Source organism: Bacillus norwichensis, from assembly GCF_014836955.1.
Lineage (GTDB): Bacteria > Bacillota > Bacilli > Bacillales > Bacillaceae_C > Siminovitchia > Siminovitchia norwichensis.
On sequence record NZ_JACSPV010000067.1, the window covers coordinates 1 to 14,017 of the forward strand.

The window sequence follows — 14,017 nt, forward strand, 5'->3', positions numbered from 1 at the left end:
CACCTCCTTCAGTTGATACATTGATCATACTAAGAGGGGCTGCATAAAAATATGCGTTGTTTGATTGGGGGCTTACCAAGCATTAATTATTTTTCCACCAGTTCCTTGTTTTATCATTTGCTTTGCTGCAGCTTGAATACCGTAGATAACACCTTTAATATTGACATCAAATGTGAAATCAACTGCTTTGGGGTCTGCACCTATAAGAGGAGCTACTTGTCCTTCTACACCTGCATTATTAATAAATACATCTACCTTGCCGAAAGTATCCACGGCATGTTGAACTAACGCAGCTTGGTCCTCTGGTTTTGTAACGTTACCAACGAACGATGTAACTTCAAACCCATTATTTTTAAATTCATTTTCGGTTCCTGTTAAAATTTCTTGGTTAATATCACTTAATACAATTGAAAACCCTTCGTTAGCTAATCGTTCAGCTAATCCTTTTCCAATTCCTTGAGCTGAACCTGTAATGACTGCTACTTTTTTCGTGCTCATGATGAATTCCTCCCTATTTTCAGAAAATATGTAAACAAATCTAGTATCTCGAATTAGAGATATTTGATTTATTTACAGTTTAACATTTTGAAGGTCATTTTCAAGTGATTTGCTTTAGGAATTTTTTTGTTTTCCCGAATTTATATTAACCGAACAAACGCAAAGTATTCAAATGTCTTATTAATCCTTTAGCTTCAGTGCATCACATTCAAGTCGTTTAGCATAAGTTTTAACAAAACACCTGCTGATTCCTCTTCATTATTTGTATGTTATAGAGGCTTTTAAGAGCTCTTTTTTTATATTACTTAGTCGATCAGTCAAATTCACAACGGTATTTCTGAATAATTATGTACAAAAGTAGCCGTCTGTTGTATTCAAAAAAAAAAGAGATTATACTAATAGAATGTATGGGAAAAATCCTGCATTGTATTTACATCCATTCTGGCTTTCAATAGGCCGAATTTGTCTTTTATAAATAGAAAGGGGATTTTTATGAATGAGAATCAGCGTTTGGAAAGCCAGCAAGTAAAGCAAAACGCTTCCTCTGAAAAGAAAGAGAAGGATTACAGTAAGTATTTCCAAACTGTCTATATGCCACCTTCCTTGAAAGATGCTAGAAAAAGGGGACGGGAAGAAATCAAATATCATAAAGACTTTGAACTTCCTGAACAATTTCTCGGCATGGGAGAAGGAAGAAAGTTTTACATTCGTACTTATGGGTGCCAAATGAACGAGCATGATACTGAAGTCATGGCTGGTATCTTTATGGGACTCGGATACGAAAATACTGAAACTGTTGAGGATGCAGATGTCATTCTTTTGAATACATGCGCTATCCGTGAAAATGCGGAAAATAAAGTTTTTGGTGAACTGGGACATTTAAAACCGCTGAAATTGGAAAAACCCGATCTGTTGATCGGTGTCTGCGGCTGTATGTCGCAAGAGGAATCAGTAGTAAATCGAATTTTAGAAAAGCACCATTTTGTCGATATGATCTTTGGAACACACAACATTCATCGACTGCCGAACATTTTAAACGAGGCATACATGTCCAAGGAAATGGTTATTGAAGTATGGTCTAAGGAAGGGGACATCGTTGAGAACCTCCCTAAAGTTCGCATGGGTAATATCAAGGCTTGGGTCAATATCATGTACGGCTGTGACAAATTCTGTACGTACTGTATCGTCCCATATACACGTGGGAAAGAAAGAAGTAGACGACCTCAAGACATTATCCAGGAAGTCCGTCATCTGGCTGCGCAAGGATATAAGGAAATCACTCTTCTAGGACAAAACGTCAATGCGTATGGAAAAGACTTTGACGATATAGAGTACGGTCTTGGAGACTTGATGGATGAATTAAGAATGGTCGATATCCCTCGTATCCGTTTTACAACAAGCCATCCACGTGACTTTGATGATCGTCTTATCGAGGTCCTTGCGAAAAAAGGAAATATGATGGAGCATATTCACTTGCCGGTTCAATCAGGCTCTAGTGATATTTTAAAAATCATGGGACGTGTTTATAACCGTGAACAGTATCTCGAGCTTGTGAGAAAGATCAAAGCGGCCATCCCTGATGTTTCCTTATCAACTGATATTATCGTCGGTTTCCCAAATGAGACGGATGAGCAATTTGAAGAGACAATGACGCTGTATAAGGAAGTTGGATTTGAAATAGCCTATACTTTCATCTATTCACCGCGTGATGGCACTCCTGCTGCAAAAATGAAGGATAATGTTTCAATGGAAGTGAAGAAAGAAAGATTGCAGCGTTTGAATCAGTTGGTGAATGAACTTTCCGCAAAAGCTATGAAAAAGTTTGAAGGTCAGGTTGTGGAAGTCCTTGTAGAAGGTGAAAGTAAAAATAATCCTGATGTTCTTGCAGGTTATACACGAAAAAATAAACTTGTAAATTTCAAAGGGCCAAAATCTGCCATTGGGCAATTAGTCAATGTGAAAATCGTTGAGGCAAAAACATGGACATTAGATGGAGTCATGATTGAAGAACGAGAAGCAGCTGAGGTGAATTAAAATGGCAAAATATACAAAAGAAGACATTGTTGAACGTGCACATGAATTGGCAGGCATGATCGCCAAAACAGAAGAAGTAGATTTTTTCAAGCGTGCAGAAGCTCAAATTAACGAAAATCAAAAAGTGAGAGAAATGATTGCAAGCATCAAAAGCTTACAAAAGCAGGCGGTCAATTTTCAGCATTACGAAAAAGAGCGGGCATTGGAATTAGTTGAAGAAAAGATTGAAAAGCTTGAGAAGGAATTGGATGAGATTCCTATTGTTCAGGAATTTAAGCAGTCACAAACTGATGTCAACGATTTGCTGCAAATGGTTGCTAGTGCCATTTCCAACAAAGTAACAGATGAAATCCTTGTGTCTACGGGCGGGGATTTATTGACGGGAGATACAGGGTCAAAACTTAAGAACAGTCCATCCAGCTGCTCTTAAAACATGAATGAAAATCCGGAGCCTTTGCCCATTTGGGCGGGGCTCTTTTTAATGGACAAAATACCCCTTCATGATAACTGCCATATTTTATAATGAACAATCAGGCTCTATCTAGTTTTATTTGGATGGGAGATCCCATCAAATAATTGGATGAGATTCTGGATAACTGCCTAAATATAGGCGGGCAATGACAGGCGAATTAAGCACAGGAGTCTAGATGAATGCATACGATGAAATGAAAATGAATGAGGAGGTTTCGCTCGAATGGCAGAATATAGAGAAATTATAACAAAAGCGGTCGTTGCGAAAGGGCGCAAAATGACACTGTCCAATCATACGATCGACCCGCCACATCATCCTTCGAGCATACTGGGCTGTTGGATTATCAACCATAAATACGAAGCGCGGAAAGTAGGCAAAAACGTCGAAGTCTGTGGCTCTTTTGATATTAATGTTTGGTATTCCCATCATGATAATACAAAGACATCTGTGGTGACCGAAAAAGTTGATTATAAGGATGTAATCAAGCTGAAGTACCGTGATCCTGATTGTCTGGATGATAAAATTGTCTCTGCCAAAGTACTCCAGCAGCCAAATTGTGTCGAAGCTGTCATATCTAAGAAGGGGAATAGGATACTAGTCAATGTCGAGAGAGAATTCCTAGTTGAGGTCATTGGTGAAACAAAAGTTTGTGTTGCTATACATCACGATAAATGCTCGTGTGATGACGATGATTGGGAAGATGAACTAGATGATAAAGAATTTGAAGAAATTGATCCAGACTTTCTTGTAGCACATGAAGAAGAATAGGTGTAGACCGGGAAACCCCCGGTTTTTCTTTTTTATACCACGGACTATAAAGCATCAGCTGTTCTGAAAAGTAGGGTTGCATGGAAGGCTTCCTTAAAGCGTCCACTGTTTTTTTATGGGTTTAGTGTTGTTAAAAAATAGGAACCTATTTCAGGCTATCCACTTTTTCATATTGGAATCTCACGCTTTAAAGATGGTATGATATAATCATTCTAAGTGTTCGAATGGAAAGGAAACGAGTACATATGGGTCAGCAATATACACCAATGATACAGCAATATTTAAAAGTAAAGGCAGAGAACAAGGATGCCTTTTTATTTTTTCGTCTAGGCGATTTTTATGAGTTGTTTTTTGAAGATGCATTGAAGGCATCCCAAGAACTGGAAATTACTTTGACCAGCAGAGAGGGAGGTTCGGAAGAGAAGATTCCCATGTGTGGTGTTCCGCATCACTCGGCTGCAGGCTATATTGAAAATTTAATACAAAAAGGCTATAAAGTGGCGATTTGCGAACAGACAGAAGATCCTAAATATGCTAAGGGTGTTGTCAAACGTGAAGTTGTCCAATTGGTCACCCCTGGAACGGTAATGGATGGAAAAGGCATTGTAGCGAAAGAGAATAATTACATCGCAGCAATCTCCAATTTCAACAACCAGTCATACGGAGTTGCGTATACGGATCTGTCAACTGGTGAGGGCAGAGCAACGGTGTTGGAAGGATCTGTTGACTTGCTTTTAAATGAGTTGGCTACAATTGGGGCAAAGGAAGTTGTAACATCCTCAGAGGAAGACGTAGACCTTCTTGAGAAAATCAAAGAAAGATGCCAAGCGGTTATTTCGTATGAAGAAAACTCCTTTATGCACGATGAATTCCAGCAAATTCTTCAAAAGCTTGATGCTGAAGAATTGCAGGAGCCTGTACAAAGGTTGCTTCATTATTTGAAAAAAACACAAAAGCGCAGTCTCGATCACTTGCAACCATTTGAAATCTATGAAAATAACCAATTTATGAAAATAGATTTTTACTCTAAGAGGAATTTAGAGATTACTGAGCCCATCCGTGGAAAAGATAAAAAAGGAACGCTGCTTTGGCTTTTGGATGAAACATCCACTGCAATGGGTGGGCGTCTTTTAAGACAATGGCTGGACAGACCCTTAATCAGTAAGTCATTGATAGAAAAGCGCCTGCTCTTGGTAGAGTTATTCATGGAACATTATTTTGAACGTCTCGATTTGCAGGAGCTTTTAAAAAGTGTCTATGACTTGGAACGTCTTGCTGGTAGGGTGGCTTTTGGAAATGCAAATGCACGTGATTTCATCCAGTTGAAAAAATCATTGCTGCAAGTACCTGCAATACGCAGTTTAATAGAAGGCATGGATCACGAGGAAACGAACAAGCTTGCCATGGCATTGGACCCTTGTGAAGACTTGACCGATTTGCTAGAGCGCGCGGTAGCTGAAAACCCACCGATCTCTGTTAAAGAAGGTGGAATCATCAAAGATGGCTATAATGAGAAATTAGATCAGTATCGCGATGCAAGCCGAAACGGAAAAAACTGGATTGCCACATTGGAAAAGGATGAACGTGAGAAAACGGGCATTAAATCATTAAAGGTTGGATACAACAGGGTTTTTGGCTATTACATTGAAGTGACCCGAGCTAACGTGAAGTTTTTGGAAGAGGGAAGATATGAACGAAAGCAGACATTGACAAATGCTGAAAGATTTATAACTCCCGAGCTAAAAGAAAAAGAAGCTTTAATTCTTCAGGCAGATGAACGATCCATTGAATTAGAGTACGATTTATTCCTTGATTTGCGGGATCAAGTAAAACAGTTTATTCCGAGGCTGCAAAAAACTGCAAAAATCATCAGTGAGATTGATATTTTCCAAAGCTTTGCAGCAATTAGTGAGGCCCGACACTATGTGAAACCAGCGCTTCATTTCACAAGAGAACTGACTCTTGAAAACGGGAGGCATCCGGTCGTCGAAAAAGTGATGGGGTCACAGGAATATGTTCCAAACGACTGCATGATGGATGACAAAAGGGAAATGCTCCTCATTACGGGGCCAAATATGTCAGGAAAAAGCACGTATATGAGACAGGTTGCTCTGACAGCCATCATGGCGCAAATTGGCTGTTTTGTACCCGCATCAAACGCCAAGCTCCCAATCTTTGACCAAATTTTTACTAGAATTGGGGCTGCGGACGATCTAATATCAGGGCAGAGTACGTTTATGGTTGAAATGCTGGAAGCGAAAAATGCCATCACCCATGCTACTCAAAATAGTCTAATTTTATTCGATGAAATCGGTCGCGGTACATCTACATATGATGGGATGGCGCTCGCACAGGCAATCATAGAATATATCCACGAAGAGATTGGTGCCAAAACTCTATTTTCAACTCATTATCATGAGCTTACGGGGCTGGATAAACAACTGTCCCGTTTAAAAAACGTCCATGTGAGTGCTGCTGAACATCAAGGTAAACTCGTGTTTTTGCATAAAGTGAAGGATGGCGCCGCTGATAAAAGCTATGGTATCCATGTCGCTGAATTAGCAGAGTTGCCTGAAACGCTGATCCAGCGTGCTGAAGAAATCTTAAGCCAACTGGAGAAATCGAATGGCAAGACAAAAGAGGAACCTACTTTAGGGGAAGCAGTCAAAGAATCCCCGGTTTCGAATGCTTCAAATGAGCAATTGGCCTTTTTCTCCGAACCGAAGGATTCAGCTGTTGGCAAGACAGAGAAAAAGGTTTTAAAAGAAATCGAGAGTTTGAATTTGCTTGAGATGAACCCTCTGCAAGCTTTAAATGTTTTATATTCGCTGCAGAAAAAAATTAGGAAATAAACAGAGGGAAGGAGCGAAACAATGCGTGAAATTATAGAGCTGGATGAAGCTTTGTCCAATAAAATAGCCGCCGGAGAAGTTGTTGAGCGCCCTGCATCTGTTGTCAAGGAACTGGTGGAAAATTCCGTTGACGCTGGAAGCACCATCGTTGAAATCAATATAAAAGAAGCTGGCCTCGGTGAAATACGTATTATTGATAACGGAAACGGTATTGGGGAAGAAGATATTGTCACAGCTTTTAAAAGGCATGCAACAAGTAAAATAAAAGATGAGCATGACCTATTCAGAATCCGAACCCTTGGTTTTCGGGGAGAGGCCCTTCCAAGCATCGCCTCTGTTTCGCGTCTTACCCTGGTTACAGCTAGGGAGGGAAAAGACGGTACAAAAGCGATATTGGAAGGCGGAAAACTCATCACACATGAAAAAGCTCCGTCCCGAAAAGGGACAGACATCACGGTTTCTGACCTGTTTTTCAATACGCCGGCCCGGCTAAAGTATGTAAAAACCCTTCATACCGAAATTGGGCATATTACTGACGTGGTCAACCGTTTAGCATTGGCTCATCCAGACGTATCTATTCGCCTGAGCCACGATGGCCGGATCCTGCTTCATACTAACGGCAATGGAGATATCAGGCAAGTCCTTGCAGCGATCTATGGAAAAAACGTTGCTAGGGATATGATCCATATACATGCCCAATCATTGGATTTTTCGGTATCTGGATTCATTTCCCGCCCTGAAATGACGCGGGCATCGCGTAACTATCTATCGACAATGATTAACGGCCGATTTATCAAAAATTATTCACTTGTGAAAGCTGTGTTGGAAGGCTATCATACGCTTCTACCCATCAGTCGCTTTCCCATTGCGTTGATATCCATTGAACTGGATCCGATTTTAGTGGATGTAAATGTCCATCCAGCAAAACTGGAAGTCAGGCTAAGTAAAGAACAGGAATTAAAAGAATTCATTACTGAAACAATCAAACAAGCATTTAAAAAAGAGCAGCTGATTCCTTCGGGGGTTGTACCGACGCCGAAAAAAAATCCAATGAGTGTCCAGACGGAATTTAAGCTAGAGCCTCCAACAGAAAATACTGCAAAGCCAGACTGGAGGCCGCCGGTAACAACATCGTATAAAAAAGATAAACTGCTTCCAACTCAAGAAATGAAAAAGCTTTATGATCCTGTTGGCTATGAACCGGCTTCGCAAATATCTAAAACAAATGAACTAAACGTGCAGATCATTGAAAAGGTTGAAGAGATTGAAGAACTGGAAAGCGTAGCTGTTGATGAACCAGAAGAAATCGTTAGTGAAAAAGAACGTTTTCCTGCACTTTATCCAATCGGACAAATGCACGGCACTTATATTTTTGCTCAGAACGAACTCGGTTTGTATATGATTGACCAACATGCTGCACAAGAAAGGATCAAATATGAATACTTCCGTGAGAAGGTTGGCAAAGTGACGATGGACTTGCAACAATTGCTTGTTCCACTTACTTTGGAGTTCTCAGTTGATGAATCCTTAAAAATCAAGGAGCATATGGAAGAGCTTCAGTCTGTCGGTATTTTTTTGGAAGACTTTGGAATGAACAGTTTTATTGTCAGGTCACATCCTGCATGGTTCCCAAAAGGACAGGAGCAGACAATCATCGAAGAAATCGTCGAGCAGCTGCTTTCAATGCATAAGATTGATATTAAAAAACTGCGTGAGGAAGCAGCCATCATGATGAGCTGCAAGGCCGCCATCAAAGCGAACCGATATTTGCGCGACGATGAAATTCAAGCTTTGTTGGATGAATTGCGAAGGGCAGAAGATCCCTTTACTTGTCCGCACGGCAGGCCGATTATTGTACATTTTTCCATTACAGATATGGAAAAGATGTTTAAACGGATTATGTAAAAACAACAACGTGAAATCCTTGATAAGGGTTTTGCGTTGTTGTTTTAATGACTTGACCTCAAACTTTAAATGGTACAAAGACTACATAGATCATCGGAATATCTTGTAGTTCAGTCACATGTCGAACATAGAACGGCGAGGGAAAAAGATTGTAATGGTTCATTTAAGCTGGTAATATGTAGTTAGTTAGTTGAATAACTAAAAGGTGATGATAAGATGGCAAAACCAAATGTGATAAGTAAGGACGATTTAATTAAATATGCTAAGGAGTGTCTGGTTGATAAAGGTATTGAAAAATTCACATTAAGAGCGGTCGCTGATACGGCAGGAGTTACACAAGGTACAATTTATTATCATTTTAAAACGAAAGAACAGTTGTTAATCGATATTGTTCAAGACATTTGTGAAACCAGCTGGCAAGAGATATCTCTAAGCAGGGAATATGTGATTGAACAAGCTATTACATCAGCTAAAAGTCGTTGTTCATATGATTCGTTTTTTCATAAATTGTTTCTTTCATTGGTTGCTTCAAGTTTTAATAATGAGAAAATAAGAGGTCAGCTTGGCGAAATTATTATGACAGAAAATAAGGCTCTAACAGAGAATGTATCAAACTTGTGGACGGAATCCCCTATAGAAGGGGTTTCACCTGAGACGTGGGGAATTCTATTAAATGCTATTGCCGACGGGGTGGCTTTACAGGCATTGTTACAAAAGGATTTTCCTGTTGAAAAAACATACAAGGAGTTCACGCAATTAATCAATGGGCTCAATACATTAGCGAGTAAGGAGGGCGATTAATGAAAGGCTATTTATTCACGGCAATGTGGGGTGTTCTAGTATGGTTATTTGCCACACTATTTTTTAGATTTTTTGGAGAACGGGTTCTTTTTAGCCCCGTTACAGATGAGTTTGTTATCAGCATTTTCCTATTATTAGTTGGAACGTCAATTTTATTGTGTGGTGTTACATATGTGTATCTATTATTCGACAAAGCAAATAATGCTCCATTAAAGTTTGGGGTGATTGGCACTATTATTGGTTTAGCGCTAGACACATTTACTTTATCTAATCACGATATGGTTTTTCCAACATTAGATGATTCACAGATGATTGCTTTTACTGTATGGATGTCTTTTGCATATGCATTATATTTAGTGATCCCCTTATTGTTTAACTTGAATCTTTTCATACATTCCGAAAGTCTGGGAAAATGAACATTATCTACTTTTTAAGCATATGATATAAATGGCAGCCTAAAAAACCATTAATTTGTAACAGATTTCACTTTAAATCCATGAAATATTTTAGCAAAACGGTATAATGATGGTATAGGATGTCAAGGAGTGAAATATATGACCGCTTATATGATCATCGGCGGGGTTATTGTGAGTGTGGCCGCGCTAATAGGAACATTTCTGGTGGGAAGAGATGTTTCGAGGCAAATGAAACAATATGAAGAGGAAGGGGATACGATCGCAGACGAATTGGCGCGTTCCCATGACTATGAAAAGACGTCATTAAAATATAATATTAAAAGGCTGTCATGGATGTACGCGGCACTAATGTTCGTTGTGTTTATTGTTTCCATTGCAATAGCCTATTACGGTAAATAAAGTGAAAGCGATGAGCAGTCACTAGTGTATCAAAGGGTTGGGGGCTAATTTTATATTTAGCCCCCATTTTAGTCCCAGATGCAAGACTTTCACTGAAAACAGTGACTGCTTTCTCTTCCAATTCTTTGAAAGAGTGTGAGTATACAGTATTAATCATTTCCGAAGTATTCTCCAGCCGATTCAGCTATAGTTATAGGAGGAACTCCGTTGCTAATTAGTATCGTTGCATGTGTATGCCTCAATCCATGAGGTGATATATTTTCTAATGCGGATATTCTCTTTTTTCAACTAAGCATATATTGTTTTAAACGTAAATTGTAAAATATTGCTATTCTTTGATAGAAACACAAGATCGTTTTCTATATCTAATTTCAGACCAGAAGCAAACTTTGTTTCTAAGCACCATTTTTAATATGCGATTAATTGGTTCACCAAAACATCATCAACCGGGATAGTACGATAGCTGTTTTTTGTCTTGGGAGACCGTTCACCATAATGGTCCCGGGTACAATCAACGGTTATCGTTTTTTGTTTGAAATTGATGTTCCTCCACTTTAGGCCAAATGCTTCTTTGCTGTTTTTTGAATGTAAATGACCACTCCACCAGCTTCTTTATCCAACATATCCGAAGAAAATTATCGGTTCTGGAACGCCCACACTACTACGAGAGGTGACCGGAAAAGTTACATTTATTCCAATTTCAATCCCAAATACGCACAAATGGCTACCACCTATTCTCCGAACCTATTACAACCTCTGCCTGCCTTATAAATCATATGATAAGTAGAAGTTGACTTCAGTATAGCGTTTGGGGATCACCAACAAGAGATGTAGGTTTGAAGATATATTGGATTTAAGGTGAGCGTAAAAAACAGAGAAATTAATAAAGGATGTTGGAAATATTAGCTAAGATTAGAAGGTAAAATAACAAACAGGGTGAAGGAGTTTTGGGGTGATGGGCAAGTTAAGTAAGTTCTCGTTTATGTGCATAGGCTTCAATTTGTCATTAAATATTTTGCTTTTTTTGATGATTAGAATTCAGTTTTCGGGTGGAGGAATCTTCGGAACCATTTACCAAATCGTACTTTTTGGCAATATAGTTTTACCAGTTATGGTATCATTTGGCGGAGCTATGTTAGGAATTGGTTCAATAATACTCAAGGAAAAACCGTTAGTAAAATCAATGATTGCAATAGTATCTAATATAATTTATATAATGGTATATTTTTCTGTTTGGTCTATGTAATCCATTGGAACAGTGTGAGAAATGGCGGATATGATTGACGATTTTTTATGTTATATATTAGAGCAATTTAAAAAGCATCGGTGCTAAAATTTTGTCCCCTGAAGAGAACCCGTTAGAATAATAATCGGGCTTCTTTTTTTATGACAGCAAAGCGTTGTTGCTAAGAGCGAACAAGAAGAGGATTGGAGATGCAATTGTCATTCAATTAAGTGAAACGAATGGCATATATGGAACGAAATTGCAAAAGGGAAAACCCACATGTTAGAATGGAAGGCAGGACGGGGAGGGAAAATCCCCATCCAAGCGTTTGTATCTGTATCCACCTTTTAAGTGGGTTGACAGATAGGGGCGCTTTTTATATTGAGGTGATTACATGAATGATATAGAAACATATAAAACGAGAAAAAAAGGTTATCTCACACCGAATGACGTTATGGATGAAGCGAAGAAAGATATAGCGAAAATGAAAGTAAAGCGCGCTATTGCTATTATTCAAGACGACGAAGATGGAACGATATATCGATTTTGTACAGAAATGGATCAAGTCGAATTAGTCGGATTACTCGAAGCAACAAAAATGATCGAGTTTTTAGACGAATAGAGTGTAGAGACTTCGGAGGTGGCGGTGATATGTAAATGCCTAATTGTAGGAACATAATCCCTTTTGTCGAATAGGTTCGATGTGATGATATTGTCGATTACAGCGCAGCCAACCATTATAAAACTAGCTTATGATATCTGGACAGGCCGTATCCTTATGTGGTCACAATCAATACAAATTGTGGCAAGCGGAATTTTTATGTCGGGCCGGAGACCAGCATAGTGATTAAATAAATATAAAAATCCCCCTGGATTCGATGGAGGTAGAATCCAAGGGTATGTTTAGTAGCCTTGTAAAGGGTACATTCAGTATATCCGATATTTTTTTAATAAAAAGTGCTTTTCCACAAATTTTACAAGTTCTTAAATAAAGTTTCATAAACAAAAAAACAGGCCCGATCAACACCGGGCTTATTGTTACGGGATATACATTTTATCGGTGATCTTACCGGGTTCCTCCACAATCGCGCCCGATCGCAGAAATGGAGAAAAACTTGTATATTCACCAACACAATAATCAGTTAATAAACACCGACATCAACAAACTGATTGCAAGGAGGCCATACGCAATCTGTATGATTATGGACATTGTGAATTCAAAGGTTGAAAGTTTTCTTTGCTTTTTAGTCTTTTTCCAAATGCCGTAAATAGAAAGCAGCACTAAAAATCAATAATACGCTAGCTATTGCACGTAAAATTTCTACAACAAACAAATATTTTAACTCCTTTCTCCAGCACATAAAACAAAAGTCCGAATACAACATTTACAGTTTTTAGGTTGCAGATCAAAAAATTAAACAGTATTTTTAAGCCAAGTTACTGTACGGAGAGCCTGAAATGCTTCAAACCAAGTTATTATAAATAGGATAATAAAGAAAGAAACAAGTGATACAAATTTCATACTACCTTTTTCCTTTTTAAAAATAGCAATAAAACTAAAGATAGCCCCTAACGATATAAAAATAGTTCCTATAAATACAATAAGTTCAGAATAATCTTCTATGATCCAATTTAATCCAAAGCAGAGTAATCCCGATATTATACAGACTATTGACCATATACTTCTTGATTTCAACATACATGCCCTCCTCAAACTGATTGTACCATTCTTGTACCAACCTGCTTGTCAGAATAAGCTTTCTTCAATTAAATAGCCCTTTAAATGTAGTGAAATGGTTATATTTTTCAAACAACTTTATCTCATTAAATAAGAACCCCATAAATTAAATTTGTCTCAATAAACGATACCACAGGGTTTTCCAGTTGGTGGTATACCAACCTATGATAGTATTTATGTTAACAAATAAATATCCGAAAACAATGTCCATTTGATCGACAAAGTTAGATGGAATTCCACATCTGAATAAAAGTAATAGCCGTTACTGATTCCAGACTAAAAAGCCTACTGTTACCATGAAAAACTATTTCGCACCTTTAACCAAGCCAACATATTATTTGCAGCCTCAGTAAGGCAAAGGAGGGGAGCGTAAAATGAAGCCAAATAAGCTAAGACTAGGCCATAACCTGCGTTGAGAATCAAGCCGTATGATGATACCAAAGCACTTCCGGGCATTAAATGATTTAAGTGTTGATTCGAAACGTGTTAAGAAGCTAGCTGTTGATACATCAACACTTCTTGTGATTCCGTACTGGTGTTTACGTCAAAATGATATTATGGTAAATAATCAAGCTTTGTTTCAATGCTTGATTGTTTGTTTTATATTATTATTATAAAAGCTTTTATTCAATGAGACCAATTAGCTCGTCAGTAATATAATCACATAAAAGTATAATATGATGTTTGAAAAGAGAGTTATGTGAAACGGAAGGCCAGCCAGCAGGTATTCTCGAAAACGCTTGAATGGCGAAATGGATCATTCTCATCAAACGAAGTCCGAACTGGAGCAGGCTTGTCACCAACTAAGATTGTTCTAAGATTTCCATCATTATAACTCAACTTTCGCAGAGAGAAATTGGCAAATAAGCCTTGATGTAGTTGGGAAGGCCAGAGAACCACTGCTCAAGT

At 38.4% G+C, this 14,017-nt stretch carries 13 protein-coding genes and 1 pseudogene; 11 read left to right on the plus strand and 3 right to left on the minus strand.

What is annotated here, in order from left to right; translation table 11 throughout:
- Positions 1-72: 72 nt before the first annotated feature.
- Positions 73-498: an SDR family NAD(P)-dependent oxidoreductase gene (locus H9631_RS21180; RefSeq protein WP_191816289.1), complete on the minus strand. Its 426-nt coding sequence runs from the start codon at positions 496-498 to the stop codon at positions 73-75.
- A 492-nt stretch (positions 499-990) separates the two neighbouring features.
- On the opposite strand from H9631_RS21180, the gene miaB reads away from it, so the two are divergent.
- The 8 genes from miaB to H9631_RS21220 all read left to right on the plus strand — a co-directional run bounded on the left by miaB (position 991) and on the right by H9631_RS21220 (position 10,145).
- Positions 991-2,532: a tRNA (N6-isopentenyl adenosine(37)-C2)-methylthiotransferase MiaB gene (gene miaB, locus H9631_RS21185; protein ID WP_191816291.1), complete on the plus strand. Its 1,542-nt coding sequence runs from the start codon at positions 991-993 to the stop codon at positions 2,530-2,532.
- Between the two features lies 1 nt (position 2,533).
- Positions 2,534-2,962, plus strand: a complete 429-nt coding sequence (locus H9631_RS21190) for a RicAFT regulatory complex protein RicA family protein (protein ID WP_191816293.1) — start codon at positions 2,534-2,536, stop codon at positions 2,960-2,962.
- Between the two features lie 264 nt (positions 2,963-3,226).
- Entirely contained in the window at positions 3,227-3,772 is a 546-nt protein-coding gene (gene cotE / locus H9631_RS21195; RefSeq protein WP_191816294.1) for an outer spore coat protein CotE, read from the plus strand.
- 245 nt (positions 3,773-4,017) lie between these two features.
- On the plus strand, positions 4,018-6,624 hold the full coding sequence (mutS, locus tag H9631_RS21200; protein WP_191816296.1) for a DNA mismatch repair protein MutS: 2,607 nt from the start codon (positions 4,018-4,020) through the stop codon (positions 6,622-6,624).
- 21 nt (positions 6,625-6,645) lie between these two features.
- Positions 6,646-8,529: a DNA mismatch repair endonuclease MutL gene (gene mutL / locus H9631_RS21205; protein WP_191816298.1), complete on the plus strand. Its 1,884-nt coding sequence runs from the start codon at positions 6,646-6,648 to the stop codon at positions 8,527-8,529.
- Between the two features lie 216 nt (positions 8,530-8,745).
- Entirely contained in the window at positions 8,746-9,330 is a 585-nt protein-coding gene (locus H9631_RS21210; protein ID WP_191816300.1) for a TetR/AcrR family transcriptional regulator, read from the plus strand.
- Positions 9,330-9,746, plus strand: coding sequence for a DUF5367 family protein (locus H9631_RS21215; RefSeq protein WP_191816302.1), 417 nt, complete (start codon positions 9,330-9,332; stop codon positions 9,744-9,746). Before H9631_RS21210 ends, H9631_RS21215 begins: the two co-directional genes overlap by 1 nt.
- Positions 9,747-9,884: 138 nt before the next feature.
- Positions 9,885-10,145, plus strand: coding sequence for a hypothetical protein (locus tag H9631_RS21220; protein WP_191816304.1), 261 nt, complete (start codon positions 9,885-9,887; stop codon positions 10,143-10,145).
- Positions 10,146-10,294: 149 nt separating this feature from the next.
- On the opposite strand, the gene H9631_RS22940 is transcribed toward H9631_RS21220, so the two are convergent.
- Entirely contained in the window at positions 10,295-10,420 is a 126-nt protein-coding gene (locus tag H9631_RS22940) for a site-specific integrase (protein ID WP_404801763.1), read from the minus strand.
- A 306-nt stretch (positions 10,421-10,726) separates the two neighbouring features.
- Between H9631_RS22940 and H9631_RS22480 the strand changes: the two are divergent.
- The 3 genes and pseudogenes from H9631_RS22480 to H9631_RS21230 all read left to right on the plus strand — a co-directional run.
- Positions 10,727-10,950, plus strand: a pseudogene (locus tag H9631_RS22480) (insertion element protein); the annotation flags it as partial.
- Positions 10,951-11,100: 150 nt separating this feature from the next.
- The gene (locus tag H9631_RS21225) at positions 11,101-11,391 is read left to right on the plus strand and encodes a hypothetical protein (RefSeq protein WP_191816306.1); all 291 of its coding nucleotides are present in this window, start codon (positions 11,101-11,103) and stop codon (positions 11,389-11,391) included.
- A 373-nt stretch (positions 11,392-11,764) separates the two neighbouring features.
- A complete protein-coding gene (locus H9631_RS21230) occupies positions 11,765-11,992 on the plus strand; it encodes a hypothetical protein (protein WP_191816308.1) in 228 nt (75 codons plus the stop codon).
- A gap of 792 nt (positions 11,993-12,784) precedes the next feature.
- Here H9631_RS21230 and H9631_RS21235 read toward each other — a convergent pair.
- Positions 12,785-13,069, minus strand: a complete 285-nt coding sequence (locus H9631_RS21235) for a hypothetical protein (RefSeq protein ID WP_318246848.1) — start codon at positions 13,067-13,069, stop codon at positions 12,785-12,787.
- Positions 13,070-14,017 lie beyond the last annotated feature (948 nt).